We start from the raw sequence: 26505 nt of genomic DNA, 5'->3' as shown, positions 1-26505 counted from the left end.
CTTCCTTTATCAACTGCGTTTTACAAAAACATGAGAACATTTTGGACATCTTACCTCTATCTTTCCCTTGCCCCGTGGAATTCGGATTTTCTGCTTGCAGGAAGGACAGGTGTAGATATGATACTCCTTATGCTGCTTAGCAGTATTTTTTCCTTTTTGAAGAAAACGTCTTATTCGTCCCTTAAGCTCCAGATACTTTAAATTTTCACGATATCGCTTATTAATACTTCTGGAAAATATCCGAAAATAGGCATAAAACAAAATAAACCAGCAAAGTGCAGACAGCAGAGCATTTCTCACAAATATGCTGAGAATTGCCGCAACTAAGCCGGCACTTACTAAAAATCTGGAATATTCATCTACTCCATACCTTCCCTGCATAAACCTTATAAATCTCTGTTTCAAAGCAATCACCTCAATCTGTATTCTTACAGAATAAGATACCCTTACTGTTTCACAAAGTCAATGAAGGAAGTCTAAAATTAACTAAAATAATTATAAAATTAACTCCAATAATTTTCTTTCTTGCATTTTTCCTATCAAAAAAACACTGGAAATTCAAAAATTCCCAGTGCTTTAAAATTCTTATAGCTTTTAACTATTAAGCGTTCATCTGAGCTGCAACCTCTGCTGCAAAGTCCTCATTCTTCTTTTCCAGACCTTCACCAGTCTCAAAACGAACAAATCTCTTTACAGAAAGGTTCGCACCGTTATCCTTAGCAACCTGTGCCACATACTTACCAACAGTGAAATCGCCATCCTTTACATACTGCTGGTCTAACAGACAAACTTCCTTTAATTCTTTATTCAGACGTCCAATAATCATCTTCTCAATAATGCCTTCTGGCTTACCAGCATTCTTAGGATCATTCTTAGCCTGCTCTAAAAGGATTTCCTTCTCATGATTCTTGTACTCTTCACTTACTTCATCCTGAGATACATACTTAGGAGAAAGTGCAGCTATCTGCATAGCTACGTTTACAAGACACTCTTTAATTGCATCATTAACAACGTCGGTATCAGCCTCAACGATAACACCGATTCTTCCACCGCCATGTGTATAAGATACTACACAGCCGTTCTCAGAAACAACCTTCTCAAATCTGCGGATAGATAAGTTCTCACCGATAACAGCAATCTTCTCTACTAAAGCTTCCTTTACGGTCTTGGAGCTGTCTGCATTCCATGCCTCAGCCATAAAGGTATCCATATCTGCTGCATCAGAATTTACTGCCTGAACAGCAACCTCTTCTACGAACTTCTGGAATGTTTCGTTCTTAGCTACGAAGTCAGTCTCAGAGTTAACCTCTACAACTGCTGCAGTCTTATCATCTTTTACGATAACACGGCAAAGACCCTCTGCTGCAATTCTGCCAGCCTTCTTTTCAGCCTTAGCCTGTCCATTCTTTCTTAAATACTCAACCGCTGCATCCATATCACCGTTGGTCTCGTTAAGAGCCTTCTTACAGTCCATCATACCTGCACCGGTCATTTCTCTTAATTCTTTTACCATTGCTGCTGTAATAGCCATGTTTTCTACCTCCAAATAATTGATTATGTTTTGAAGAATTATGCCTCTTCAGCTACTTCTTCTACCTTCTCTTCCTCAGCATCTGCCATCTCTACACCCTGGTTAGCCTCAATAACAGCATCTGCCATCTTAGCAACGATTAACTTAACGGCTCTGATTGCATCATCATTACCTGGGATTACATAATCTAATTCTTCTGGGTCACAGTTTGTATCAGCAATACCGATCAGTGGAATACCTAAGGTATGAGCTTCCTGTACACAGATTCTTTCCTTCTTAGGATCTACTACAAAAATAGCATCTGGTACTCTCTTCATATCCTTGATACCGCCAAGGTTCTTCTCTAACTTCTCCCACTCCTTCTTGAGTGCGATAACTTCCTTCTTAGGAAGTACATCAAAGGTTCCGTCCTCAGACATCTTTTCAATTGCTTTTAATCTTGCAATTCTTCCCTGAATGGTCTTGAAGTTGGTCAGCATACCACCTAACCATCTCTCATTTACATAGTACATACCGCAACGCTCTGCCTCAGACTTAACAGAGTCCTGAGCCTGCTTCTTTGTACCAACAAAAAGTACAGTACCTCCATCTGCAACGATGTCCTTAATTGCATAATATGCCTCATCTACCTTACCTACGGACTTCTGTAAGTCAATAATGTAGATACCGTTTCTCTCGGTGTAGATGTAAGGAGCCATCTTAGGGTTCCATCTTCTTGTCTGGTGTCCAAAATGAACACCTGCCTCCAGTAACTGCTTCATTGAAATTACGCTCATGTTCTTTTCCTCCATTTGGTTATTGGGTCTTTGCCCATGCTTCCATATGCCTCTTCTCTCTAAAAGACCCCTGATTTCAAGGGCACCATTCTAGAAATCCGCATATGTGTGTTTTTAACGTACCGATTTATTCTAGCACAAAAATAACAAAATAGCAAGCACTATTTTGTTATTTTCTCAGCAATTTCTCTGAAATCTGCTCCTACTTTAATTTTAAAGGTACCAACAGAAATAAAGGATGCATAGCCATTATCACAAAGATATTCATCGAATTTCTCTGCACTGGATACCAGTCCAGCTGCCTCCATAGCCTTTGCCACATCCTTAGACCACATACCGCCCTTTATCGTAACTGTGACATATTCTGGCTCCTTTGGTTTTTCCGGCTCCTTTGTCTCCTCTGGAGGCCGTGTCTCTACTGGCTTCTCTGTTGCCACTGGAGTCTTTGTCACGTTTGGAGTTTCTGTTGCTACCGGTGTCTCTGTTACCGCTGGGGTTTCTTTTGGTTCCAGTCCTTCATCAGCTCGTACCATCCCAAGGAGACTTGCCCGGGTCATAATTTCTTCATCTGCCAAAGCTTCTTTTTTTGTACCAACGACCGTCATCATTAACAGGGTGGTAAAAATGATTCCCATTCCAAGTCCCCGTAAAAAATATTTCACTTTCATCGGCCTACCCCCTGGAATAAATCAATCACAAGCTTCACTTCACCTTGTCCCAGCCCCAGTTCACGAGAAATTTCCAGAATAGATTTACCTGCCTCGTAGAGCCTTAAAATCTGCTCATTCTGATTGCCCTCTACCCTTTCAACACTGTGAACCTTAGCTTCTATGTCCGTCACTTTCCTGGCAGTTTCTGTTTTTTTCTTCCGTGCAGCAGGCTTTTTCTTTGTAGCAGTTGCCATTGCCGCTGTTTCCAGACCAGAAGTCACTTCCTTTAATGCCAGAGGCTCCTCCTCTGTCGGCTCCGGTTCTAAAATCTCATTTGTTGGCGCCGGCACCTCGACTACAGGAACCGGTCTGCTTACTAGCTGCTTAAGTTCTTCTTCCTTTTCTCCCAGCATATTGTAGAGGAAAACGACCTCTGAATGATTCTGCTTCAGCTTTTCTAACAGCTGGTCAGAAAAATCACTGACTGCCATAATCTTTTCATTGGATATCTGACTCAGCTGATCATCTACTCTCACTACAGCCTCCTCTGTTTTTTCGGATAAAATGGTTTCAATTCGCTCTGAAACATTTTTTTCGTCCTTTTCGCTCCAGACATCCTTTATCTGCTGCTGCGGCGGCAAAGCTCCCTTCCCAGAAAGCCTTTCATCTACTTTTTCCGAAACAAAAAAGCTTACAGCTACCAAAACCAATCCTACTGCAATTAATACATAGCTAAACATAATTCCGTTTTTTCCCCTTTATATCCTTATATCAAAATTACTTGTTTTTATCTGCTTTGGGGTTTCTGAAGAAGCTTCCTCCTTCTTTTTCTTCCTTCCTCCGGAACCATGATAGGAGGAATTTCCCTTTTCTTTAGCATCATAGCGATATTCATTATTTTCACTTTTGGTCATCTTTACCGTCTGCTCACTGTTATGGCGAACCTGCATACCAAACTGAGCATTTATACTTCCCTGTGCATGGGTCTGCTTTGCATTATTTGCATTCTGCTGCAGAGATGCTTCCTGGGAACGATTTGGCATAACCAGCATATCAATCGGACGAATTGCCATAAAACTCCTCCTTTACAGGCTACTTATCTTAATATCACCTTTTTCTCTCATAAATTGGCCTCTGGCCAGCTCATCTTTTACAATATAAAGAATATTGGAAATATTAACCTTTACTCCCGGGAATGCTGTGTCAGTGAACTTAATTCTACCTCCCTGGTAGCTTTCTATTTCCTCCTTCAAAGCCTTACTGCGTGCTTCCTTTTGTGCCAGCTGCTTATTTAAATCCTCGTATTTTTGCTTCGCTTCCAAAAGCTTAAGCTTTACCTCACCAGTCATGGCCTCTCCCAGCTGTATCCGCTTCTTAAAAAGCACCAATACCTGGAGACTCTTTTCAATACTCTCGTTAAGCTCATCTATTTCATTTGTCACTTGGCGGTATTCCTCCATGACTTCTTCACCGATACCACTTTCCAGCAGAGTCGCAGTCCCCATCGTGGAACCTAATACTCTGGCTGAAATATTCCCTCTTGTATGAAGCTCACCGCCAGTAATCATACCCTTCTTACCACTTGCCGTAATGTCTCCCCGGGCTATTACCTTACTATGCATAATCGCATCTGCTGTCACATCCCCTCCGGAGGTTACATCACAGCTTTCCAGAAACCGGGATACGATATTGCCGCCAGCTTTTAAAACACCTTTCCCCATACCCTGCATACCACGCTTTAAGATAATCTGTCCACCGGCCTCCAGGGTCGCTGCTTCAACAACACCATTTACAATAATATCTCCCTTTGCTCTCACCGTAAAACCGGTCACGACATTACCTTTTACTTCTACATTGCCATCATAATCAATGTCTCCGGAAGCAACACTAACATCTGCAGGTACTTCATAGGTGTCTGATACAAAAACCTGATCTCCAGCCAGGGAGGCATGTCCGTTTACATCAGAATACATAATTGTGCCGTCCTCGGAAAGATGAATATTCTTACCATGACGCAGCTTTTTCTGCACTACCTTTTTCGGTTGTACAACAATTCCACGAACATCCATACCATCATCACCAAAATCAGCCGGCGTCAATGTAGCCAGAACATCTCCAGCTTCTACATGGCTGATCATATCCAGATGGTGAAAGTCTACAGAACCATCTTCATTTACTCTTGGTTTGGAATTAATATCGGTATTAAAGTGATAGGTAATAGTTGCACTTTTTCCTTCCCGTACCCGGGTTCCCTTTGCCAGTGGAATTCTAAGACAGAATTGTCTTCCTGCCAGGTAAGCATCTATAATCCGCTCCTGGATTCCATGCTTTACTCCTGCCATCGCAAGATCACTTAGGATTTCTTCCTTTGTCATCAGTTTCCCTTTATTGGAAGGTGGAAAAAAAACACCTACAGCCTCCATTGAATCAGGGCTTATCGTAATCGATAAATACTCATTCTCTGGAAGCTGCTCGTTACTATTCAGCTTAATTTCCATAGGTGCATCCTTCACCTTTATCAGTTCTTTATTTACTTCCTTGATATCACAAACTATTTTTTTTGCATCTAAATAGTTAAGTAGTAACTCTATGCTAAGAGGCTGTCCTCCTGCCATTGGTGGATATACCTTAACATAGGTTCCATCCTCTTTGTGCAGGAGCTGAAAAAAGCCATTTTTATATGCCATACCTTTTCTCCTCCTATAAATTGCTTAGTATTTCTACATTATCCCCAAGCTTTTTTCTCATTTTTTGTAAACCCTTTGTATGCAGCTGTGAAATCCGTGATTCCGACACCTCCAGAATCCGGCTGATTTCCTTTAAAGTAAGCTCTTCATAGTAATAAAAAAGAATTACTTTTTTTTCATTTTCAGTCAGAGACTCTAAGGCTTCCATTAGCATTTTCTTTAGTTCTTCCTTTTCAACTGCCTTTTCCGGCTCTTCGAACCGGGCACTGGTTATATTTTCCATCTTCCCTTCTGTGCCCTGCTCCATAAATTCATCTAAAGAAACCAGATTTGTGACCTTCATCTGGTTCTGCCAGGTTCCCAATTCTTCTACAGAAATCTCCAGCTCTTCAGCCAGCTCCTCTTCTGTCACTGCACGGCCAAGCTCTGACTCCAGCTTCTGACTGGCTACATCCAGTCGTTTTTGCTTCTGACGAAGGGTTCTGGGAATCCAGTCCATCTTTCGAATCTGATCCAGCACCGCACCACGAATCCTGAGGCTCGCATAGGTCTCAAATTTGACACCCTTTAAGGTGTCAAATTTGTCAATAGCATCTATCAATCCAAAGGTTCCATAGCCTACCAAATCATCATATTCTACTGTATATCCCAGATACATTCCCAATCTGCCAGCTACAATTTTAACCAGGCCGGCATACTCCAATATTAACCTTTCACGAATATCGGGTGATTTTGTACTTCTGTATTCATCCCAAAGCTTATTTCTGCCTTCCTCGTTCATCCTATTCCTCATTTCTGCATATCCTTATGCACAAATAATTGTTCCTCTATTCTGTTTCTGCAGAATCCGGATTTTTATTACCTTCGTCCGTCTCCTGCCCCTCCTCACTCTCTGCATCCGTCTCCTCAACGTATTCCTCAGGAGGCCTTCCATCCTTTTCCAGAGTTCTTGCAATCATCGCCTTTGCAATCAGCCCTATGATATAAAATACAATCAAAACTCCCAGTAAAAGCTTCAGACTGTAAAGCACGTCCCACTGCTTAATAATACTGGTAATGCTAACTACTGCCCCTGCTGAAAGCATAGTAACAGCAGGTATATATCTCGTTTTCAAATACCATACCCACCTTATATTATCGTTTTTGGTTTTCCTACCGCTTTTATCAGAAGTTCACCGGTTTCTGGATAAAACTCAATGGTTCTTCCGTAATTCTTACCAGTGTCTTCCGCCAAAATGCGGATGCCTAATTCCTTCAGCTTTTTCTTCGTTGCTTCTACATTTCGTTCTCCAATACGGAGCATATCATTGTTGCTTCCAAAAGCGAACATCTGAGCACCTCCGGCAATCTTCGCCGTAAGTCCTATTCTGCTGGCTCCCTTTTTTACCATCATATCAATACAGGCATCTATTCCTGTATCTGCAAATTTCGCAATATTATTATTATTACGCACCAGAGTACTGTCCGGAAGCATAATATGTGCCAAACCTGCAATTTTTCTGATGGAATCATATAGCGCAATCCCCACGCAGGAGCCAAGGCCCAAGGTAGTAATTGCATCTGGAGCTTTACAGATGTTATAGTCGGCCATTCCTACTTTTATCATCTCACTCATATTCAGCCACCCAACTTACAAGCCCAGAGAAGCCATAATCTTGGAATATGACTCCAGGGTCGGTATCAATACAAAATAACCATTTACAGCTTTATCATTTTCATAGACCTGGGTTTTAATAACCAAAGCCTTATCACTTACCTTGCCAAATTCAATCGCAGGAACACTCAGAATAGCACCTGCCATATCAATGGCCATATATGGAACAGAGGATGTAATCGTCATATTGGTCAAAGTAGAGATTGCAGAAAGATATGCTCCTGCAATAATATTGCCAATCTCATTTAACGCTGATAAATCCATCTCTGAAAATTCTTCAAAGGAATTGATATCCCGTCCCATAATCATATTAACTATATGATGTGCAGAATCCTGCTCCAGCATGAACATCATCATGCCGTCAATCTCGCCCTCCAGGGTAAGAAGAATACCAACAATTAGATTTTCCGGTCCGCCGATAATATCAGCAAGATCCTTAAATCCTAGTAATTCAACGTTAGGAACCTTCATGTCAACCTTGGCATTAATAAGCTGGGACAATGCTGTAGTAGCATTGCCCGCTCCAATATTACCAATTTCCTTTAAGACATCAAATTCCATTGCATTCAGTTCCCCATATTCAAAATCTGACATTGGCGTCACCTCATACACTTTCTTTTTATTTTATACGGTTTCCTTTTCAATAATTACATCTGCAATGTTAAGAAGAGAAATCAGCTCCTCGCCATGCTTACCCACACCACTCAGATACATACTCTTAATGTCTGCCGCATTATAGGTAGGCTTATCAATGCAGGACTCATCCAGGGTTACAACCTCCCTTACTTCATCAACAATAACACCTACAGAAGCCTGCTGCTCCAGCTTGATAATAATAATTCTTGTAGCATTGGTATATTCATCCGGTTCTAAGCCAAACTTCAGACGAAGGCTCATAACAGGAACAATTTCCCCACGCAGATTAATAACTCCCTTAAAATATCTCTGAGCCTTTGGTACACGGGTAATTTTCTGCATCCTGATAATATTATCTACATACTGGATGTCAATACCGTACTGTTCATCACCCAGCTTAACACATATATACTGCTTTCCATCTTCAATTGTTGTATTCATATCAGCCATTTTCCACTACCTCCTATACTAAAGCATTCGCATCAATAATCAGAGCAACTTCACCGTCACCGAGGATAGCAGCACCGCCGATTATCTTATCGTTGTTAATATACTTGCCAATGGACTTAATAACGATTTCCAGCTGTCCAATTAAGTTATCAACCACCAGACCAGCCAGCTTGTCCCCCTTGGAAACAATAACAACAGTTAAGCTTTCCGGAGCCTGTTCCCTAGGCTCTACATCAAGCACCTCATCCAGGCGAATCAACGGAATAACGGTACCACGCAGATTGATAACCTCTTTTGTCTGAACATACTTGATATCTGTATATGGAACATCCTCGATAGTCTGGATACATCCCAATGGAATCGCATACTTTTCATCACCGAGCTCAACCATAAGAGCCTGGATAATAGCAAGAGTCAGAGGCAGACGGATAATAAAATTGCTGCCTTCACCCAGAGTTGTCTTACATTCAATATCACCACCAAGTTTTTCAATCTTAGTCTTAACAACATCCAGGCCTACACCCCGGCCGGAAACATCGGTAATCTTTTCTGCAGTAGAAAAGCTCGGGCGGAACAGAAGGTCAATAATGTCCTTCTTCGTCATAGTCTCAGCCTGCTCCGGTGTAATAGTACCCTTTTCAATCGCTTTATTTTTAACCTTTTCGGTATCAATACCTTTACCATTATCACGAACCTCGATAACTACGTTATTGCCATCCTGATAAGCATCCAGCCATACAGAGCCTGCCTCCGGCTTTCCCAAAGCTATTCTTTCTTCATTTGACTCAAGTCCGTGGTCTGCTGCATTTCTTAACAGATGCATCAGAGGATCACCGATTTCATCAATAACGGTACGGTCTAACTCTGTATCTTCACCGCTCATATACAGTTCCATCTTTTTGCCCAGCTTTTTAGACAAATCGCGAATCATACGAGGGAATTTATTTACAACACTTTCAATAGGCATCATACGAACCTTCATAACAGACTCATGAAGATTGGTTGTTACACGCTCCAGATATTCAATCTGTTCATTGAAGGCTATACTTGTCTCACTGCTGACATTTTCATTACCACCAATAGAAACAAGTCCATTTTTTGCAATAATCAGCTCACTGACAAGATTCATCAGTACATCCAGCTTTTCAATATCCACACGAACAGAACGGTTAACAACTGGCTTAGAAGCCGTTGTCTTCTTTTCTGCTGTATTCTTTGCCGCTGGTGCAGGTGCTGCCGCTGTGGCTGTAGCTGCGGCTGTGGCTGCGGCTGCTTCCGCAACGGCCGGTGCTGCTTCCTCTGTATGTACTTGAGCTTCCTCTGCTTTTGCTTCTGGCTGCTGCCCGGTAATCTGGAAATCGCCTATTACAACATTTTTAATTTCAGAAACATTCATAATTGCAGCCCTTACCTTATCCATTGGCTCCTTGGATAAAAGAATCACGCTGAAATCAAAATCAAACTTCTCATCTTCAATATCCTGTACATCCGGGGAAGCCTTTACAACTTCACCTAATTCCTCTAATGCCTTGAATACCAAAAACGCCCTTGCTGCCTTCAAAATACAGGATTCCTGAATATAAACTGTAATACCGAATATATTCTGACCGTCCTCTTTTGCTTTTTCCATTGCATGAAGTTCAAAATCCGCTACTGAAAGCTTCGTATATTTAGCCTCCTCTGTAGTTTCTACAGTTGCAGCCTCCTTCGCCTTTTCTGCTGGAGCTGCAGCTGCAGCTTCATCAGAGCCTGTACCAAGTCCTTCACTCAGAATACGGTTCAGGGACTCCAGGATAGGCTCATTATCCTCTGTTCCTTCATCTGCTGTATTCTGAATATTCGCCAGATAAGCTTCCAAAGCATCCAGACCGCGGAATAATGTATCTACCAGATCTGGTTTTACCTTCATCTTGCCATTTCTAATCTCTGAAAATACATTTTCCATGTTATGAGTCAGCTTCTGCATTCTCTTATATCCCATGGTACCTGCCATTCCCTTTAAGGAGTGGGCTGCACGGAATATTTCATTGATGGTATTTGTATTATCTGGCTCCTTTTCCAGAATCATAAGCTCGTCACTTAAATTCTGTAAATGTTCCTTTGTTTCATCAATAAAAATCTCAAGGTATTGACTTACATCCATTTATCGCACCCCCACGTTCTGTGTAATAGCTCCGGAAACCAGCTTCAGAGGTACTACTTCATCAACCAGTCCTGCCTCTGCTACAACCTTTGGCATACCATATACGGTACAGGTTGCCTGATCCTGAGCAATAACATAAATGTTTTTTTGTTCCTTTAACTGCTTAATTCCCTGAGTTCCATCTCCACCCATACCAGTCAGTACCACACAGGTGATTTTTTCATATTCAGAGGAAACCAGAGATTCGTACATAATGTCTGCACAAGGCCGCAAACCACCTCTTGCAGGCTCCTGTGTCAGCTCAATCCTATGCTGGCCATTCGCTGTACGATTAAGACGCATCTGGCGACCACCCCTGGCGATATATACAACACCTTTTTCCAGGATATCTCCATCTTCTGCTTCCTTTACCCGTACATTACTTAAGTCATTTAAGCGGTCAGCCAGTGACTTTGTAAAACCTTCCGGCATATGCTGAACTAACAGCACAGGTGCATCAAGATTCCCTGGAAGCGTAGGGATTACCTGCTGCAAAGCCTTTGGTCCACCTGTAGAGCAGGCCAGGGCAATCAGCTTGCTTCCCTTTACTACCTTGCCGGGTGACTTCAAAGAGCCCCTGCTTGGCTCCACCTTTTCCACAATCGGCGAAGCTGCCAAAGCATCACTCAGACCCAGAGCTACACTTAAGCATTTTAAGACTCTTCCACGGAAGGTATCTCCCTTTGCCTCTATAAAGCTTCCCGGCTTTGTTACAAAATCAAAGGCCCCAAGCTCCAATGCCCGGATTGTCTCTTCTGCTCCTTCCAATGCCAGTGTACTTACCACAATAGTAATCACCTTTAGCTTCAGCTTATTCATCTGCTCTAAAAACTGCAGACCATCCATCTTTGGCATATTAATATCCAAAAGAATCGCATCAAAGCGTTTCGGAGCAGCCACAATAAGATCCAAGGCCTCGATTCCATTTGTTGCAAGTGCTTCCACTTTTAATCTTGAATCTGAGTTAATTATATCAGATATGGTCCTTCTCATAAGTGCAGAATCATCAACAATTAAAATTTTCTTCTTCAACTCTCCATACCTCTTTCCTTTCTTCGAATTCTTCTTTCTTCCTCAAAAATAAATTTCACAAGCTGTTCTCTTTTCTGCCTGTCATTATCTATAAACTCCACCCGGTTCTCATAGATATCATTTCTATTAGGAACCGGATAGGATGCAGTTACCTTTCCTCTCCACCGCTGTCCATGAAATCCATTTTCCATTTTTAGAAAAAATTCAAGCTCCAGCTGTGAACCTATTTGGCAAGCTACCGGTGCATTAAACCGGCAGCCTCCACCACTGATGTCCAATGTAACCCCTGTATTCCATGAATGCTCTTCCATCTTTTCAGAAGAAATTTCCTGGATTGCAGGCTCTTCCTTCCTTTCCCGAAATTCTATCTCCATAGAATAGGGCAGTCGGTAAAACTGTCTTCTCTGTACCCGCTCTAACTCAGAAGTCAGTCTGACTATCATCAGATAAAGATTTTCCTCCTTATAGCGTTCCAGAATTTCTCCCTGACAACGGTAAAGCCCTTTACTGGAAAAAAAGGTCAATTCAATTCTCCATCCCTTTGCCATAGGAATTACGATACTTTTTTCTATGGGAAGTGAAAGCTTCAGAGTTTCCTCATCCATAATATCCATTATTTTACTTTTATACTGATGTTTTTTTTGACCATGCTGTATATCTACTTTATTACCTACAGCAAGAATCTTGGAAATCATAGCTTCACCTGCCCATTTTACTTTGAATCAGATTATAAAATAAGAGTCTTATTCCATTTGGAGTTTTTTGTTCCTTTATTTTATTGTTACCAATCATGGAAGCAATTTCAAACAGTGACTGGGAAGAAGCGGCTTTTGGAAAGCTGATGGACACAGGTGACTGCTTTAATACTGCTTTAGAAAGCAGATTATCCTGTGGTACAGCTCCTAAAAATTCCACCTTTATCTTCAAAAATTTGTTTACCACAACACTCAGCTTTTCATAAAGCTCACGCCCCTCTGCTAAAGAGCCTACCCTGTTTGCCAGCATCTTTATTGTATAGTCTCCCGGTTTTCCCATCATCCGCTTATCCAAAGCCTTTAGTACAGCATAAGCATCGGTAATGGAAGTTGGTTCCGGTGTTACCACCAATATCGTTTCATCACCAGTGCAGGCAAATTCCATAACAGAATCTCCAATACCGGCTCCCGTATCAATAATAATAATATCCGCAATTTCATCTAAAAGACATAGAGACTGATTTAACCCCATAATCTGGTCATTTGTCAAACGGGTCAGTTCCTGAATTCCTGAACCGCCGGAAATAAAGCCAATCCCCTCCGGCCCTGGGGTAATAATCTCATTCATTCTTTTTCCTTTAAATATCAAATCTGCCAGATTATATTTAGGTCGGATTCCCAGCATAACCTCAATATTAGCCAGACCGAAATCAGCGTCCATAATAACAACACGGTTACCAAGCTTCTGCAACTGAATTGCCAGATTAACAGAAATACTTGATTTGCCAACGCCGCCTTTACCACTGGTAACCGTAATCACCTTTGCTGTTGGAGGCTGCTGGTTCTTTTTAATTATATTTCTCAACTGACTCGCCTGATCCATTAATCATTCCCTCCCAGCAGCTTCTTTGCAATACTCTGAGCATCTATAATTCCAATATCATCCGGCACATTCTGTCCGAAGGTGGTATAGGATAGTGGTGCTCCTGTGTACATTTTCAAGTTATATATATTGCCGATGCAGCTTGTTTCATCCAGCTTGGTAAAAATCAGATTATAATCTGCAACCTCGGAATAGCAGTCTGCAATCTTTAGCAAATCCCGATATTTTGTTGTCGCACTTAAAACCAGAAATACTTCCCGTTCCTCCTCAGGCACAGAGGAAATAAGACGGGCAATCTCCTCCTTTTGCTTCTGGTTCTGATGTGACCTGCCAGCCGTATCAACAAAAACCAGTTCCATATCCTTAAATTCCTTTTTTATCTTATCCATATCCTCTGCGGAATAGATTACCTGAAGAGGAATGCCAAGAATATTGGCATAAGTTTTCAGCTGCTCTACAGCAGCAATACGATAGGTATCTGAAGCAATAAACCCAACCTTTGTCTTTTTCTTCAAAGCAAAATCCGAAGCCAGCTTTGCAATTGTTGTTGTTTTTCCAACACCGGTAGGGCCAACAAAGAAAAGAAATTTTGGTCCCTTTTCCAGCAGCTCTATTGGCTTTCTTTGTCCCAGCTTTAATATAATCTTCTGATACACACTGGATAGAACATTATCAACCCCGGCTTCCTTTGAAATTCCCTTTTCTATCTCAGAAATAATCTGTTTCGCATATTTTTCATCCATCTCGTTATTTACTAGCTGATTATAAATCAGCTGGATGCAGGCTGCATTTTTTTCTCCAAGAGCTTGTTTTGTATCTTCTTTATCTTCAACAATTTCTTCAGTAATTTCTTTTGATTCTTCATTTTTTACCAGCTGGTTTTCCAACAGCTTCTGCAAGTCATTCAGCTTTTTTTCAATTGCACTTTCCGTCTCCTGCTCTTCCACCAGAATATTAGGATTCACTATCGGAGCCGGAGTCTGCTGCACCTTTGGTTTTTCCAGCGATGAATTATAATTTACGTTGTCATCTACTGCTGCTGTCACTTCTACCAACGGCTTCCGAAACAGGCCGTAAAATCCCTTCGGCTTAATCGTTTTAATATTCATTACGATAGCATCCTTGCCAAGCTCTTCTTTTGCCAGAATCATTGCTTCCGTTTCCGTTCCAGCCTGAAATTTCTTAATAATCACTAAATGCTCACCATCCCTACTGATTGTAATTCAACATTGGATTCAATCTCATTATAGGAAACAACAATCAAATCCTTAAAATAGTCCTCTGTAAGCTTTTTAAAATACATCCTTACAATCGGTGAAGTAATCACAATTGGATTCTTACCTAGATTTTCAAGCTTAGCAACCTCTTCTTCAACCGAGCTGATAATCGCCTTTGTCGTTTCCGGTTCCAAGGTCAGATAAGCTCCCTGCTCTGTCTGCTTCACCGCTCCCATAATTTCCTGCTCTATTTTCGGGTCAAGTGTCACTACACTTGTAGTCTCATTCTGTGGAAAATATTTATTGGAAATCGCCCGTTTCAGACTTTGTCTTACATATTCTGTCAGCACATCCGTGTCTCTGGTGGTCGGTGCATAATCTGCCAGAGTTTCAAAAATTGTAATCAAATCACGGATGGAAATGCCTTCACTTAAAAGATTCTGAAGAACCTTCTGAATCTCACCAACACCAAGAAGCTTTGGTACCAGCTCGGAAATCAAGGTCTGGTTTGCCTCCTGGACATTGTTAATCAGATTCTGTACATCCTGTCTGGTCATCAGCTCATCCAAGTGGTTACGGATAACCTCGGTCAGATGCGTTGCAATAATAGACGGTGGATCAACAACTGTATATCCCATGGACTCAGCTCTTTCTCTCTGACTTTCCGTAATCCAGATTGCCGGTAGGTGGAAGGAAGGCTCAAAGGTCGGAATGCCTGTAATCTCCTCTTCAACATAGCCCGGATTCATCGCCATGTAGTGATCAAACAGGATTTCTCCCTCACTGACTGGTATACCTTTAATCTTAATCACATACTGGTTTGGATTCAGCTGGATGTTATCACGCAGACGAATCATCGGCACGACGCAACCAAGCTCCAGTGCAATCTGTCTACGAATCATAACAACACGATCCAAAAGGTCTCCTCCCTGATTGACATCTGCCAGAGGGATAATTCCATACCCAAATTCCAGCTCAATCGGGTCAACCTGCAAAAGAGAAGTAACATTTTCCGGACGGCGTATCTCCTCTGCCGCCACTTCTTCTGCCGTTCCTTCTGTTTCGATGGCTGCCACCTCTGTCTGGGCAGCTATCATACGACCTGCCAGAATAAAAATAATACCATAAGCACTAAAAATCACAATGTTCAATGGAGTGGTCACTGCAAGAAATACCATAGCCCCACCAACCATATAAAGTACCTTTGGAATACCAAACAGCTGCTTTAAAAGGACATCTCCGATATCCGCCTCTTTCGATACCTTAGTTACTAAGACACCGGTAGCCAGAGAAATCATAAGGGATGGAATCTGGCTTACCAATCCATCACCTATCGTAAGAATGGTATACTTCTGCAGGGCATCCATAGCCTCCATACCGCCCATGGTACCGGTAATCATGCCACCGGCAAAGTTAATAAGCGTAATAATAAGACCGGCAACCGCATCTCCTTTAACATACTTGGTAGCACCATCCATAGATCCAAAGAAGGCTGATTCATCCTGAATTTTCTGTCTCCGGCCCCTCGCCTCTTCATCGGTAATTGCTCCTGTATTCAAATCTGCATCAATTGCCATCTGCTTACCAGGCATCGCATCCAGAGTAAAACGTGCCGTTACCTCAGCAACACGTTCAGAACCCTTGTTGATAACCAGAAACTGAATTAAAATCAACACAACGAATATAATAGAACCAATAACCAGATTGCCACCACCTACGAAATCACCGAAGGTTTTTACAACAGTACCCGGGTCACCGGTCTGAAGAATCAAACGTGTAGAAGACACATTGAGAGAGATTCTGAAAAGTGTCGTAAATAAAAGAACTGATGGAAAACTGGACATATCCAGTGCTTCCTTGGAAAACAATGCATTAAATAGAACAATCATAGCAATGGAAATATTTAATGCCAAAAGAACATCCAACAAAACAGAAGGAATCGGCACAATAAAAAAGATAACTGCCAAAAGCAAATATAAACCAATAACAAAATCTCTTCTTTTCATCTGTGTATCCTCCTTTCCTTATCTGATGTTCTTATGAAAGCTTACCTTTAAGCCTATATACATAGGCAAGAATTTCTGCAACCATCTGGTAGAGCTCCTGCGGAATTTCCGCATCCAAGTCTACGTTATAATAGAGCATTCTCGCTAAAGGCTTGTTTTCTACTATTTCTATATCATACTCCCTGGCGGTCTCCTTGATTTTCTGTGCCAGGTAATCAGCACCCTTTGCAATCACTACAGGTGCCGAGCTTTTATTCTTATCATACTTAATTGCAACTGCCAAATGCGTCGGGTTTGTAATAACCACATCTGCCTCCGGAAGTGCCTGCATCATACGTCTCTGGGAAACCTCCCGCATCTTCTGCTTGATTTTTCCCTTTACCTGAGGATCTCCCTCTGTCTGCTTAAACTCGTCTTTGACCTCCTGCTTGGTCATCTTCATATCTTCCTTAAACTTACGCTTTTGATACAGGTAATCAATCAGGGCAAAGCCTAGAAAAAAAACACTGATTTTTACACCTAGATTAATAATTGTAGTTCCAATCAATGCAATCGCATCCATAAAAGAAATGGAATACAGATTCAAAAGCATGCCCCACTCATCCTTCAGGGCGTCATACACAATATAGCCAAGAAGCCCAATCTTAACAATAGCCTTTAAAAATTCAAAAGCCTTATCCTTGGAAAACATCTGCTTAAAGCCTTGAATTGGATTAAATTTATTGAATTTAGGCTTTAGAGGCTTGAGCGTCGGCTTCCACTTAACCTGAAAAACATTGACAACAAAGGCTACAACAACAGCCCCCACAAAAAAGGGAAGTGCAACCATTATAATCCGTAAAAGTGCCTCACGCATCAAAGAAGAGGATGTATTAAGTGTAAAGGTATCTCCTGCAATCCCTGGTATCATTTTGTAAAACAACTGATAGTTTTCAAGAAAGGTCTTACCAATATACCCAACTGTTACCTTAAGTGTTAAAAATAATGTCATTAAAATGGCTGCAACCAAAAGATCCTGGCTTCGTGCCACCTGGCCCTCTTCTCTGGCGTCATTTAACTTTTTCGCCGTTGCATCCTCTGTTTTTTCTCCACCAGCACCTTCCTTTGCAAAAAACTGAAGGTCATAGGATAAATAATATTTCATAAATCAGCCTCCTAAGAGGATAGAACCTTTAAAACCGCTGTTACCATACCTCGCATCTCTGTAAAAATAAAGTCAGATACTTCAGGAACCATATCTACTACCATCCAAAGAATCGCCAGACCTACGATAACCTTAAGCTGCATACCAACAACAAACATATTCATCTGTGGAGCCGCCTTCGCTAAAACTCCCAGCACAACATTTACCAGGAGCGTAGCTGCAAAAATCGGAAGAATAATCCGGAAACCAATGATAAAATAATCTGCCATAAACTTCATAAAGGCTTCATATATATTAGCTGGAATATTGACTCCGCCAACCGGAACTGCCCGGAAGGAATCCACAATAGCCCGAATCAAATAATAATGCATATTTGTTATCATCAGCATCAGCATAACCAGATAGCTGTATAAATTACCAGTAATCGTTGTCTGGATTTTCGATACTGGGTCAAATAAATTTACCATAGAAAAGCCGATTTCCATATCAATCAGCTGCCCGGCAAAATTAAGAATATACATACAAATGTTGGAAGAAAAGCCAAGAATTACTCCCAGCATAAGTTCCTTAATTATCAAACCACCAAAGCCAATGGTTCCGGCATATTCCAGTGGAGCATAATTAAGCATGCCGGCAACCATAATTCCCAGAAAAACTGTTATTCCCGCCTTTACCCGAAGGGGTACCTGAGAAAGATTAAAAAAAGGTGCTGTATAAATAAAGCCTGATATTCTTACAATTATCATCAGATAAAATTCAAGATTTTCAACTGTAAAGCTCATATCCTATCCTCCGGCCGTTATATATAGTTTCCGAAGTTAGAAAACAGCTCTACCAAAAAAGCCACCATTGTCTTCATCATCCAGTTTCCCGTCAACACGATAACAAGAAAAATCGCCAGAAGCTTTGGCACAAAGGTCAATGTCTGCTCCTGGATTGAAGTAACGGTCTGGAAAATACTGATAGCCAGACCTACCATCAGAGAAACCAGTAAAAGAGGAGCCGATACCTTAATAATAATCCACAGAGTTTCTCTCGCAACATCGATAACCTGTCCCTCTGTCATATCCTTCATCCTCCCTTACAAATATAATTGAAACCCTTTATCCACCATATCCGGCAAAGGTTGAAACAACAGAACCAATCACCAGATTCCAGCCATCCGCCAGAATAAATAAGAGTATCTTAAAGGGCATGGATATTGTTGTCGGCGGCAACATCATCATACCCATGGACATCAGGGTTGATGCCACTACCATATCAATGATAATAAATGGTATATAAATCAAAAAGCCGATTGTAAAAGCTTTTCTAAGCTCGCTGATAATGAATGCAGGAATTAGCACCGTTGTCGGAATATCCTCCAAAGAGTTAAGCTCCTCTTGTGGAATCTCAGCAATACCTAAAAACAATTTCAAATCCTTCTGTCCACCTTCGGAACCATCCATCTGAGCAAACATAAATTCCCGGATAGGTTCAACACCTGCTTTTATTGCTTCCTCCTGGCTAATCTCTCCCTTTGACAATGGCTGCACTGCGTCGGTATTAATCTTATTAAAGGTCGGTGCCATAATAAAAAAGGTGAGAAATAAAGCAAGCCCAATCAGAATCTGGTTAGGCGGTGTCGTTTGAGTTCCCAATGCCGCTCTTACAAAATGAAGCACGATAATAATTCTTGTAAATGACGTCACCATAATTAAAATAGATGGTGCCAACGAAAGAATTGTCAGCATCAAAAGCATCTGAAGCGTGGCTGACAGACTCGTACTTCCTGCATTGGAAGAAATATTTAATTCAAAACCATTCGGTATATTCGGTGTCTCTGCTGCATAAACCTTTACAGCACAAATAAAGGTTAATAAGCACATCAGCAGTGAAAAGCCCATACATCTTGCTCCCCATTTCTGCAACTTCGTTTTGTTTCTTCTCATGATTACCAACCTTTACTTTGTTTCTTTTTTCTTTATAATTTTTGAAAAAACTTCTTTAAAATCTCCATTGGAAGAAAACTGTCTCTCCCCTGCTCCTGGCAAAGACAGTTTTTCTTCATCAATTTCTGTCAAATATTCTACATGATCCTTGCTGACAGCTATCGCTACATACGTATCTCCCAACCGGACAATCTGAATGAATTTATTTGGTGTCAGTCGGAAGGTTTCAATTACCGAGATATTCTTATTTTTCTGACCCTCCATTGCTGTATTACCTACCCATTTTGTTACAAAATAGGCTGCAGCCAGAATCAAAATAAAAACCACCAAAAGACCGATTAGCTGAAACACATTCTCAATCGTAGAAAGTGCAGATGCCAAAAACATATTAGCCCACCGCTTTTTTAACAGCCTCTAATACACGATCTGCCTGGAATGGCTTAACAATGAAATCCTTTGCTCCAGACTGGATGGATTCAATAACCATCGCCTGCTGTCCCATAGCAGAACACATAATAACATTTGCACCCGGATCAGATTCCTTAATTTTCTTTAAAGCCTGGATTCCATCCATCTCCGGCATGGTAATATCCATCATAACAAGATCCGGCTTTGTTTCATTGTATTTTTCTACTGCCTTCATTCCATTTTCAGCCTCACCAGCGATATTATAGCCATTCTTGGTTAAAATATCTTTAATCATCATTCGCATGAAAGCTGCATCATCACAAATTAAAATATTTTTTGCCATAGTTTTTCTCTCCTATCTCTTTCGATTTATCTGATAATCTCGGTAACACGAATACCAAAGTTTTCCTCGATTACCACTACTTCACCTTTGGCTACAAACTTACCGTTGACCAGTACATCGACTGGCTCACCTGCCAGCTTGTTAAGCTCAATAATAGTTCCTGGTGAGAAATCCAGAATTTCTTTTATGGACTTGTTGGTACGTCCTAACTCAACTGTAACCTCCAGCGGCACATCCATAATTAAATCGATATTTTCCTGCTGGATAATTGGATTTACCATAGTTCCAAAGGCCTGGAACTGTGCCGGAGATACGTTAACATCCGGCTGCATACCATATGGTGCCATCACAGGCTGTCCCATACCGGCCACTGGCTGCTGCATCATTGGTGCCGGCTGTGGAACCGGCTGTGGTGCAGGCTGGGTCTGTGCTGCCGCAGGTGCTGGCTGCTGTACCGGTTGTGAAGCCGACTGCGATGTGTCACCTGCAAATTTACGGTATAAATCCTTTGCAAAATCAAAAGGATACAGTTGCATAATCTGGCTATCAATTAAATCACCGATTTCCATATGAAAAGCCACCTGGACAAAATTGCCCTGTAAGAAATCCGACAGCTTGGTATCAGTTAAACTGTCATTTAAATCAATCAGGCTGGCAATCGGCGGACTGATATCAACCTTCTTCTCAAGCAGAGAAGAAAGGGATGTAGATGCAGAACCCATCATCTGGTTCATCGCCTCGCTGATAGCACTTAAATGAAGCTCTGTCAACTCACCACTGATATTGGTTCCGTCTCCACCCATCATCAAATCTGTAATTATCTTAACATCGTTTTCTTTTAAAATCAACAGGTTGTTTCCATCCAGACCATCAATATAAGAAATCTGTACAAAAACACAAGGTCTGTCATACTTTTCTGACAGCTCATCTACATTTGTAATTGAAACATTTGGGGTTGTAATTACTACTCGGTTATTTAACAAAGTAGAGAGAGTGGTCGCAGCCGTCCCCATACAAATGTTGGAAACCTCACCAACCGCATCCTTTTCAGCATCATTTAACTGCAAAGAAGAGTCTTTCGCAGGCGAACTGCTGCTGTCACTGTCCATTCCACCCAAAAGAGCATTGATCTCTTCCTGGGATAACATACCATCCATCGCTTTACTCCTCCCTTATCACTGAAGTTACTCTGACCGCATAGGTATCCTGAAAAGCTCCTGGCAATGCGGTAAACTTCTTAATATTGCCTACATAAATATCCAGCTCATCATCCACCCTGGTATCAAGCCGGATAATATCACCTGGCTGCAGATTTACAAAATCATTCACCGATACGGTACTCTTTCCAAGAAGTGCACGAATCGGTATTTTTGCTTTGGAAATAACGGATTCAATAGCCTCCTGATAGATACCATCATCCTTCACCTGCATTGTAGAATACCAATACTTTGTATTCAATTTGTCAATTACAGGCTCTACACAGGTATATGGGATACAGATATTCATCAATCCCTCTACATTACCAATCTGAATATTCATTGTAATAATCGAAGTCATCTCACTTGGAGAAATAATTTGTGCAAACTGAGAGTTTGTCTCTATTTTCTCCAGCCGTGGCTTAATATCCACTACGCTTTGCCATGGTTCGATTAGAAGATTCGTGCAGGTATTTAATACCCGTTCTAAAATAATCAGCTCTATTTCCGTAAAATCCCTGGACTTTTCTAAAGGCTGTCCACCACCGCCTAGCATACGGTCTATAATCGCATATCCTAAATTGTCTGCAACTTCCATAATAATGTTGCCCTCCAAGGGGCTGAAATTGACAATTCCAAGAATCACCGGATTTGATAAGGCATTGGAAAACTCTGAGTAGGTAATCGCCTCAGAGTTCATGACCTCTACCTGTACACTCTTTCTAAAATAAGCCGGAAGATTTGTCGAAAGAAGTCTTCCATAATTTTCAAAAATAATCTCAAGTGTTCTGAGGTGATCCTTAGAGAACTTGGAAGGTCTGGCAAAGTCGTAGTTCTTCACCTGCTTTTCAGAGCTTTCCTTCATCTCGTCGGCATCCAGCTCACCACTGCTTAAGGCAGCAAGCAGATTATCTATCTCACTCTGCGATAAGACATCACCCATTTCCCCTCACCTCTTTTGTCACAATTTTATCGTCTCTTACCATCATACCATATTTAATCCACAAGATAAAGCAAAAATTAACTAAAGAGCAGATTGCCAAAGGATACGCTGATAATGAAATCAGAAGAACCAAATACCTTTTTCAGTTCATTTAATAAGTCTTCCTTCATCTGTTCTCTTCCATCTACAGTTTCTTCATAGCTATATCCAGAAATAACAGTCTCAACCTTATCAAGAATCACAGAATTATAAGTACCGGCTGTCAAATCCGTATTATACTGCTTGTATTTTTCAGAATCCGGATTTACATATACGGTTACATAATCAAGAATTGCATAATGATCCTTACCATCATCACCGGGAGCTAGATTCATCTGCTTCTTCTCTTCGATCTTATATGGTTCCGCTCCTGTTATGTCATACATCTGTCCATCGCCCTTGAGCTCCAGCTCAATTACCGAAGCTACCTGGGTAATCAGTTTATCTGTCTTCTGAGATGTTGGTACAATAACAAATACCATAGTGCCTGTCAAAATCAGATTAATCAGGCATAACGCCAAAATAACTACTGTCAGCATATTTTTCTTCATAGTACTTACTCCTTACTGTAGATTTTAATTTCTACACGTCTGTTTTTTGCCCGACCACTTTCCGTTTTGTTATCAGCAATCGGATTATATTCGCCTCTGCCGGAAGCCTCCATGCTCTCCGGATCAAGTTTCTTTTTCTCTGTCAGATAAGCAAACACCTCTGTCGCTCTGGCAGTCGAAAGCCATACATTATTCGGAAATCTATTGCTTTTAATTGGGATATTATCGGTATGTCCCTCAATTTTAATCAAATGCTTATCGTAGGTTTTTAAAATATCACCTATCTTGCTTAAAATCGGAATAGCACCCTCCTTTATCCTATCACTTCCAGAATCAAAAAGAATCGCTCCGTTCATAACAATCCTTACATACTGGTAGCCCTCATCTACTGCTACCTCTACAGCATCTTCAATATTTTTTTTCTCTGCAGCCTCTACGATTTCCTCATAAATCATCTCCGTAGCCTTTTTCTGCTCTTCTGCCAGCTGCTCCTTATATTCTGATACGGAGCCAGTACCCTCTTCCATAGAATCATCCTCACCGGCTGCTCCCATCTGGTTAAAATACTGGCTTAAATTATTAAGCTGACTGGCACCCTGGGACACCAGCTTACCCTCGCCAATCGCCTGGGCTCCTCCGGAAAAGATGCTAAAGCTGTTGTTAAAGGATGCTGCAATATCTGCAAAGGCCTCCTCATCAACACTGGACATTGCAAACAGCAATACGAAGAAGCAAAGCAGAAGATTCATCAGATCCGAAAAGGTCGCCATCCACGCCGGTGAACCACCACCGCCACTTTCCTCTTTCTTCTTTCTTGCCATTATGCTTCACCGCCTTCATTTCCTTCGCCAACACTACCTCTGGCAGAAGGTGCCATAAAGGATTTCAGTTTTTCTTCAATAACACGAGGATTCTCGCCTGCCTGAATCGACAGAAGTCCTTCGACCATAACCTCTTTCATACGAACCTCAGTTGCGTTGTTCATCTTAAGCTTGTTTGCAACCGGTGTTGCAATCCAGTTTGCAATCAGAGAACCGTAGAAGGTCGTTACCAGAGCAACCGCCATATTTGGTCCTACACTAGCCATATCACTTAATTCCTTTAGCATGTTAATCAGACCAATCAAGGTACCAATCATACCCCATGCAGGGCCCATAGCCGCCATATTCTCCCAGAATCCAATAATCGATCCATGACGATCCTCAATGCAGGAAAGCTCTGTTTCCAGAATACCACGCACCAGCTCCGGGTCAGTACCGTCTACAATTAGAAGAATTCCTTTTTTTAAGAAATCATCTTCAACACCGTTAGCTGCCTCTTCCAGAGCCAGAAGTCCCTCCTTACGGGCTACGTTGGAAAGATTGATAATATTCTGTATTGTCTCAGCCTCATTCGACTGTACCGGCTTCAGTGCCAGACCAAAGGAACTCAAGGATTTTACAAAGGTACCGATATCCTTTGACTGTGCAATCAGACAGGAAAAGGTACCACCAATCGTAATCAGAATGGAAGGTGGATCAATAAAGTTCATAACCGCCGAAAAGGTTTTTCCGAATACCATACCGAAAATCATCAAACCAAATCCAAGAACCAATCCAATTAATGTAGCTATATCCAAAATTCTTCACCGCCTATGTATTATAGTTTATTTATCTACAGCTACAAAAAAGATTTCTTTTTTGTAAGCTATTATTCGATTTCTAATTTCCTTACTGCTTTCTCTCACAACGAGCTTCTTACCAGTAGTAAGGGTCAGGACCGTATCTGGTGTCTCCTCCACGGTCTCTATCAGCTCTGCATTTACCATATATTTTGTATCATTCATCCGCGTTACTTCAATCATACCAAATACCTCCCTACTATTATATATAAAATTTTCTCTATTTACAAGAAAAAACAACAAAATAATGTAAATTTCGGGATAAAATATTTTAAGATAGGAAATCCGTCCTAAATTACATAAAAAGTGAATAGTGAAGATAACCTCCCTGTTCCTTCACTATTCACTTAAGCTAGCCTTATCTCTTCAGATTAATCAATTCCTCTAAAAGAGTATCTGATGTTGTGATAATTCTAGAATTTGCCTGGAAACCTCTCTGGGTTGTAATCATCTGGGTAAACTCAGAGGATAAATCCACATTGGACATCTCCAGTACACCGGTAGAAAGCTTTCCACCTCCCTGGGTCGGATCCTGTCCTACTCCATCAAAGGAGCCGGAGTTTTGTGTCTCAGCAAACATACTGTCACCGACAGCCTCCAGACCCGATGGGTTAGCAAAGGTGGTTACCGCCAGCTGCCCCAGCAGCTTTTTCGTACCATTATCGTAGCTTCCAAATATCTTTCCATTTGTATCAATGCTGACTCCTGTCATATTGCCTACCGGAAGACCGGCACCCTTGCCATCTAAGCTTCCCTTGGTAGGCTCGATTTTAGAAGTACCACTGGTGGCATACATGGTAAGAGATGAAAAATCAATGTCAATGCCCTTATATTCTGCATCCTTTGTTTGTTTTCCATCTGGATCTGTTATTATCTTGTCAAATACTCCCGGAACAGTACCTGTTGTCTCAATAGTAAGCTTCATGGAATTAGGAAATCCCCCATCATTATTTGCTCCAATTGATTTAAAGCTACCATTGGAAGGGTTAAAGGCCAAATCTACTGCATTATCCGGAATTGTTCCATTTGCATTAACATTCAGATCCTTTCCACCGAACTTCAGCTTTGCTCCACCTGCTGCCACACCACCTGCTTTAAAAATAGAGCTGTCACTGCTATCAACAATATCTACAAGACTTACTGTATAGTTTCCCTTTTTTGCCTCCTCGGCACTTGGCTTTGCCGGTGCTCCAGCTCCTGCCTTTGCCGTAACCTTAAGCTTTGCCGTATAGCTGTTACCCAGGTTATCAAAAAAGCTTACCTGTACCGGAAGTCCATCAGCACTCAAAAGCTGTGGATCCATCTGGTCAATGTTACCACTTAAGTAGGTAGCTGTTGTCAGCTCCGGCTCTGCATACAGGTTCTCCGGTGCCATGATTTTCAGTGGAGATACCGCTGCCTTTACGATATTGCCATCCTTATCTACCTGCCAGCCCATAACATTAGCACCGGTAGAGGTACAAAGAGTACCGGCAGCATCAATATTAAATGCACCATTCTTTGTAAAATAATTGGTGCCACCACTGTTTACAATAAAAAACGCATCCCCATTAATCATAACGTCAAAGGGATTATCCGTTCTTTGGGAACCACCGGTCTGGGTAATGCTTGCTGTAATAGATGCCAGATTGGAACCAAGACCAATCTGCATAGCATTACGTCCGGCAGCCCCGGTAGCTGCATTTGGTCCAGTAGCATACTGGGTAGTCTGATAGAAAACATCGGAAAAATTTACGCTGCTTCCCTTGAAGCCTACGGTATTTACATTTGCAATATTATTACCAATAACATCCATCTTTGTCTGATGTACCTTTAGACCGGAAACACCAGAAAACAATGATCTCATCATAATGAAACGACCTCCTTAAAATTAAGTTCCGGCTCCGTCTGT

The 26505-nt window shown here is 41.4% G+C and carries 31 protein-coding genes; all 31 read right to left on the bottom strand.

Translation table 11 applies throughout. The features are described from left to right. Positions 1–9 precede the first annotated feature (9 nt). On the bottom strand, positions 10–414 hold the full coding sequence (locus ASU35_RS00645) for a zinc ribbon domain-containing protein (protein ID WP_341415342.1): 405 nt from the start codon (positions 412–414) through the stop codon (positions 10–12). A 187-nt stretch (positions 415–601) separates the two neighbouring features. Then, positions 602–1531, bottom strand: a complete 930-nt coding sequence (gene tsf, locus ASU35_RS00640) for a translation elongation factor Ts (protein WP_058351190.1) — start codon at positions 1529–1531, stop codon at positions 602–604. Between the two features lie 38 nt (positions 1532–1569). After that, the gene (rpsB, locus tag ASU35_RS00635) at positions 1570–2307 is read right to left on the bottom strand and encodes a 30S ribosomal protein S2 (protein ID WP_058351189.1); all 738 of its coding nucleotides are present in this window, start codon (positions 2305–2307) and stop codon (positions 1570–1572) included. A 161-nt stretch (positions 2308–2468) separates the two neighbouring features. Then, positions 2469–2975, bottom strand: coding sequence for a hypothetical protein (locus ASU35_RS00630; protein WP_058351188.1), 507 nt, complete (start codon positions 2973–2975; stop codon positions 2469–2471). Continuing rightward, positions 2972–3697 (bottom strand): DUF6115 domain-containing protein, encoded by a 726-nt coding sequence (locus tag ASU35_RS00625; protein ID WP_058351187.1) that lies wholly within the window; start codon positions 3695–3697, stop codon positions 2972–2974. Before ASU35_RS00625 ends, ASU35_RS00630 begins: the two co-directional genes overlap by 4 nt. A gap of 18 nt (positions 3698–3715) precedes the next feature. Then, on the bottom strand, positions 3716–4030 hold the full coding sequence (locus ASU35_RS00620) for a hypothetical protein (RefSeq protein ID WP_058351186.1): 315 nt from the start codon (positions 4028–4030) through the stop codon (positions 3716–3718). 12 nt (positions 4031–4042) lie between these two features. Beyond that, a complete protein-coding gene (locus tag ASU35_RS00615; protein ID WP_058351185.1) occupies positions 4043–5644 on the bottom strand; it encodes a DUF342 domain-containing protein in 1602 nt (533 codons plus the stop codon). A gap of 13 nt (positions 5645–5657) precedes the next feature. Beyond that, a complete protein-coding gene (locus ASU35_RS00610; RefSeq protein WP_058351184.1) occupies positions 5658–6425 on the bottom strand; it encodes a FliA/WhiG family RNA polymerase sigma factor in 768 nt (255 codons plus the stop codon). A 46-nt stretch (positions 6426–6471) separates the two neighbouring features. After that, positions 6472–6759 carry a hypothetical protein gene (locus ASU35_RS00605; protein WP_058351183.1) on the bottom strand — a complete coding sequence of 96 codons (288 nt, stop codon included), beginning with the start codon at positions 6757–6759 and terminating at the stop codon, positions 6472–6474. Positions 6760–6773: 14 nt separating this feature from the next. Further along, positions 6774–7259, bottom strand: coding sequence for a chemotaxis protein CheD (locus ASU35_RS00600; RefSeq protein WP_058351182.1), 486 nt, complete (start codon positions 7257–7259; stop codon positions 6774–6776). Between the two features lie 15 nt (positions 7260–7274). After that, positions 7275–7892, bottom strand: coding sequence for a chemotaxis protein CheC (locus ASU35_RS00595; protein WP_058351181.1), 618 nt, complete (start codon positions 7890–7892; stop codon positions 7275–7277). A gap of 30 nt (positions 7893–7922) precedes the next feature. Beyond that, positions 7923–8384 (bottom strand): chemotaxis protein CheW, encoded by a 462-nt coding sequence (locus ASU35_RS00590; RefSeq protein WP_058351180.1) that lies wholly within the window; start codon positions 8382–8384, stop codon positions 7923–7925. 13 nt (positions 8385–8397) lie between these two features. Further along, positions 8398–10527 carry a chemotaxis protein CheA gene (locus tag ASU35_RS00585; protein WP_058351179.1) on the bottom strand — a complete coding sequence of 710 codons (2130 nt, stop codon included), beginning with the start codon at positions 10525–10527 and terminating at the stop codon, positions 8398–8400. Then, positions 10528–11598: a protein-glutamate methylesterase/protein-glutamine glutaminase gene (locus ASU35_RS00580; RefSeq protein ID WP_058351178.1), complete on the bottom strand. Its 1071-nt coding sequence runs from the start codon at positions 11596–11598 to the stop codon at positions 10528–10530. Continuing rightward, complete coding sequence (locus ASU35_RS00575; protein WP_058351177.1) at positions 11595–12293, bottom strand: flagellar brake protein; 699 nt, start codon at positions 12291–12293, stop codon at positions 11595–11597. The genes ASU35_RS00580 and ASU35_RS00575 overlap by 4 nt, the downstream gene beginning before the upstream one ends. A gap of 4 nt (positions 12294–12297) precedes the next feature. Beyond that, on the bottom strand, positions 12298–13176 hold the full coding sequence (locus tag ASU35_RS00570) for a P-loop NTPase (protein WP_058351176.1): 879 nt from the start codon (positions 13174–13176) through the stop codon (positions 12298–12300). Further along, positions 13176–14369, bottom strand: coding sequence for a flagellar biosynthesis GTPase FlhF (gene flhF, locus ASU35_RS00565; RefSeq protein WP_058351175.1), 1194 nt, complete (start codon positions 14367–14369; stop codon positions 13176–13178). Before flhF ends, ASU35_RS00570 begins: the two co-directional genes overlap by 1 nt. Beyond that, on the bottom strand, positions 14369–16399 hold the full coding sequence (gene flhA, locus ASU35_RS00560; protein ID WP_058351174.1) for a flagellar biosynthesis protein FlhA: 2031 nt from the start codon (positions 16397–16399) through the stop codon (positions 14369–14371). Before flhA ends, flhF begins: the two co-directional genes overlap by 1 nt. Before the next feature lie 31 nt (positions 16400–16430). Further along, complete coding sequence (gene flhB, locus ASU35_RS00555; protein WP_058351173.1) at positions 16431–17543, bottom strand: flagellar biosynthesis protein FlhB; 1113 nt, start codon at positions 17541–17543, stop codon at positions 16431–16433. 11 nt (positions 17544–17554) lie between these two features. After that, positions 17555–18325, bottom strand: coding sequence for a flagellar biosynthetic protein FliR (gene fliR, locus ASU35_RS00550; protein ID WP_058351172.1), 771 nt, complete (start codon positions 18323–18325; stop codon positions 17555–17557). Positions 18326–18342: 17 nt separating this feature from the next. Further along, positions 18343–18609 carry a flagellar biosynthesis protein FliQ gene (fliQ, locus tag ASU35_RS00545; protein ID WP_058351171.1) on the bottom strand — a complete coding sequence of 89 codons (267 nt, stop codon included), beginning with the start codon at positions 18607–18609 and terminating at the stop codon, positions 18343–18345. 37 nt (positions 18610–18646) lie between these two features. Beyond that, positions 18647–19474 (bottom strand): flagellar type III secretion system pore protein FliP, encoded by an 828-nt coding sequence (fliP, locus tag ASU35_RS00540; RefSeq protein ID WP_058351170.1) that lies wholly within the window; start codon positions 19472–19474, stop codon positions 18647–18649. 12 nt (positions 19475–19486) lie between these two features. Further along, positions 19487–19861, bottom strand: a complete 375-nt coding sequence (locus tag ASU35_RS00535) for a flagellar biosynthetic protein FliO (RefSeq protein ID WP_058351169.1) — start codon at positions 19859–19861, stop codon at positions 19487–19489. Position 19862: 1 nt separating this feature from the next. Beyond that, the gene (locus ASU35_RS00530; RefSeq protein WP_058351168.1) at positions 19863–20225 is read right to left on the bottom strand and encodes a response regulator; all 363 of its coding nucleotides are present in this window, start codon (positions 20223–20225) and stop codon (positions 19863–19865) included. A gap of 26 nt (positions 20226–20251) precedes the next feature. Beyond that, entirely contained in the window at positions 20252–21382 is a 1131-nt protein-coding gene (gene fliY, locus ASU35_RS00525) for a flagellar motor switch phosphatase FliY (protein ID WP_058351167.1), read from the bottom strand. Between the two features lie 4 nt (positions 21383–21386). After that, positions 21387–22364, bottom strand: coding sequence for a flagellar motor switch protein FliM (gene fliM / locus ASU35_RS00520; RefSeq protein WP_058351166.1), 978 nt, complete (start codon positions 22362–22364; stop codon positions 21387–21389). Positions 22365–22441: 77 nt separating this feature from the next. Then, complete coding sequence (locus tag ASU35_RS00515; RefSeq protein WP_058351165.1) at positions 22442–22954, bottom strand: SPFH domain-containing protein; 513 nt, start codon at positions 22952–22954, stop codon at positions 22442–22444. Between the two features lie 5 nt (positions 22955–22959). After that, complete coding sequence (locus ASU35_RS00510; protein WP_058351164.1) at positions 22960–23775, bottom strand: OmpA/MotB family protein; 816 nt, start codon at positions 23773–23775, stop codon at positions 22960–22962. Then, positions 23775–24572, bottom strand: a complete 798-nt coding sequence (locus tag ASU35_RS00505) for a motility protein A (RefSeq protein ID WP_058351163.1) — start codon at positions 24570–24572, stop codon at positions 23775–23777. Before ASU35_RS00505 ends, ASU35_RS00510 begins: the two co-directional genes overlap by 1 nt. A gap of 27 nt (positions 24573–24599) precedes the next feature. Beyond that, complete coding sequence (locus ASU35_RS00500; protein ID WP_058351162.1) at positions 24600–24797, bottom strand: flagellar FlbD family protein; 198 nt, start codon at positions 24795–24797, stop codon at positions 24600–24602. Positions 24798–24972: 175 nt separating this feature from the next. Then, positions 24973–26463, bottom strand: coding sequence for a flagellar hook protein FlgE (locus ASU35_RS00495; RefSeq protein ID WP_058351161.1), 1491 nt, complete (start codon positions 26461–26463; stop codon positions 24973–24975). Positions 26464–26505: the final 42 nt, after the last annotated feature.

The organism is Acetivibrio ethanolgignens (genome assembly GCF_001461035.1).
Classification (GTDB): domain Bacteria; phylum Bacillota; class Clostridia; order Lachnospirales; family Lachnospiraceae; genus Velocimicrobium; species Velocimicrobium ethanolgignens.
The sequence above is the reverse complement of the archived record's forward strand: the minus strand, read 5'-3'. Positions and strand labels throughout refer to the sequence as shown.

Bases quoted from the DNA above. Each gene is read 5' to 3' on its own strand.
- tsf (WP_058351190.1), bottom strand. From the start codon at position 1,531: ATGGCTATTACAGCAGCAATGGTAAAAGAATTAAGAGAAATGACCGGT.
- rpsB (WP_058351189.1), bottom strand. From the start codon at position 2,307: ATGAGCGTAATTTCAATGAAGCAGTTACTGGAGGCAGGTGTTCATTTT.
- ASU35_RS00630 (WP_058351188.1), bottom strand. From the start codon at position 2,975: ATGAAAGTGAAATATTTTTTACGGGGACTTGGAATGGGAATCATTTTT.
- ASU35_RS00625 (WP_058351187.1), bottom strand. From the start codon at position 3,697: ATGTTTAGCTATGTATTAATTGCAGTAGGATTGGTTTTGGTAGCTGTA.
- ASU35_RS00620 (WP_058351186.1), bottom strand. From the start codon at position 4,030: ATGGCAATTCGTCCGATTGATATGCTGGTTATGCCAAATCGTTCCCAG.
- ASU35_RS00615 (WP_058351185.1), bottom strand. From the start codon at position 5,644: ATGGCATATAAAAATGGCTTTTTTCAGCTCCTGCACAAAGAGGATGGA.
- ASU35_RS00610 (WP_058351184.1), bottom strand. From the start codon at position 6,425: ATGAACGAGGAAGGCAGAAATAAGCTTTGGGATGAATACAGAAGTACA.
- ASU35_RS00600 (WP_058351182.1), bottom strand. From the start codon at position 7,259: ATGAGTGAGATGATAAAAGTAGGAATGGCCGACTATAACATCTGTAAA.
- ASU35_RS00595 (WP_058351181.1), bottom strand. From the start codon at position 7,892: ATGTCAGATTTTGAATATGGGGAACTGAATGCAATGGAATTTGATGTC.
- ASU35_RS00590 (WP_058351180.1), bottom strand. From the start codon at position 8,384: ATGGCTGATATGAATACAACAATTGAAGATGGAAAGCAGTATATATGT.
- ASU35_RS00585 (WP_058351179.1), bottom strand. From the start codon at position 10,527: ATGGATGTAAGTCAATACCTTGAGATTTTTATTGATGAAACAAAGGAA.
- ASU35_RS00575 (WP_058351177.1), bottom strand. From the start codon at position 12,293: ATGATTTCCAAGATTCTTGCTGTAGGTAATAAAGTAGATATACAGCAT.
- ASU35_RS00570 (WP_058351176.1), bottom strand. From the start codon at position 13,176: ATGGATCAGGCGAGTCAGTTGAGAAATATAATTAAAAAGAACCAGCAG.
- flhA (WP_058351174.1), bottom strand. From the start codon at position 16,399: ATGAAAAGAAGAGATTTTGTTATTGGTTTATATTTGCTTTTGGCAGTT.
- flhB (WP_058351173.1), bottom strand. From the start codon at position 17,543: ATGAAATATTATTTATCCTATGACCTTCAGTTTTTTGCAAAGGAAGGT.
- fliR (WP_058351172.1), bottom strand. From the start codon at position 18,325: ATGAGCTTTACAGTTGAAAATCTTGAATTTTATCTGATGATAATTGTA.
- fliQ (WP_058351171.1), bottom strand. From the start codon at position 18,609: ATGACAGAGGGACAGGTTATCGATGTTGCGAGAGAAACTCTGTGGATT.
- fliP (WP_058351170.1), bottom strand. From the start codon at position 19,474: ATGAGAAGAAACAAAACGAAGTTGCAGAAATGGGGAGCAAGATGTATG.
- ASU35_RS00535 (WP_058351169.1), bottom strand. From the start codon at position 19,861: ATGTTTTTGGCATCTGCACTTTCTACGATTGAGAATGTGTTTCAGCTA.
- ASU35_RS00530 (WP_058351168.1), bottom strand. From the start codon at position 20,225: ATGGCAAAAAATATTTTAATTTGTGATGATGCAGCTTTCATGCGAATG.
- fliY (WP_058351167.1), bottom strand. From the start codon at position 21,382: ATGGATGGTATGTTATCCCAGGAAGAGATCAATGCTCTTTTGGGTGGA.
- fliM (WP_058351166.1), bottom strand. From the start codon at position 22,364: ATGGGTGATGTCTTATCGCAGAGTGAGATAGATAATCTGCTTGCTGCC.
- ASU35_RS00515 (WP_058351165.1), bottom strand. From the start codon at position 22,954: ATGAAGAAAAATATGCTGACAGTAGTTATTTTGGCGTTATGCCTGATT.
- ASU35_RS00510 (WP_058351164.1), bottom strand. From the start codon at position 23,775: ATGGCAAGAAAGAAGAAAGAGGAAAGTGGCGGTGGTGGTTCACCGGCG.
- ASU35_RS00500 (WP_058351162.1), bottom strand. From the start codon at position 24,797: ATGATTGAAGTAACGCGGATGAATGATACAAAATATATGGTAAATGCA.
- ASU35_RS00495 (WP_058351161.1), bottom strand. From the start codon at position 26,463: ATGATGAGATCATTGTTTTCTGGTGTTTCCGGTCTAAAGGTACATCAG.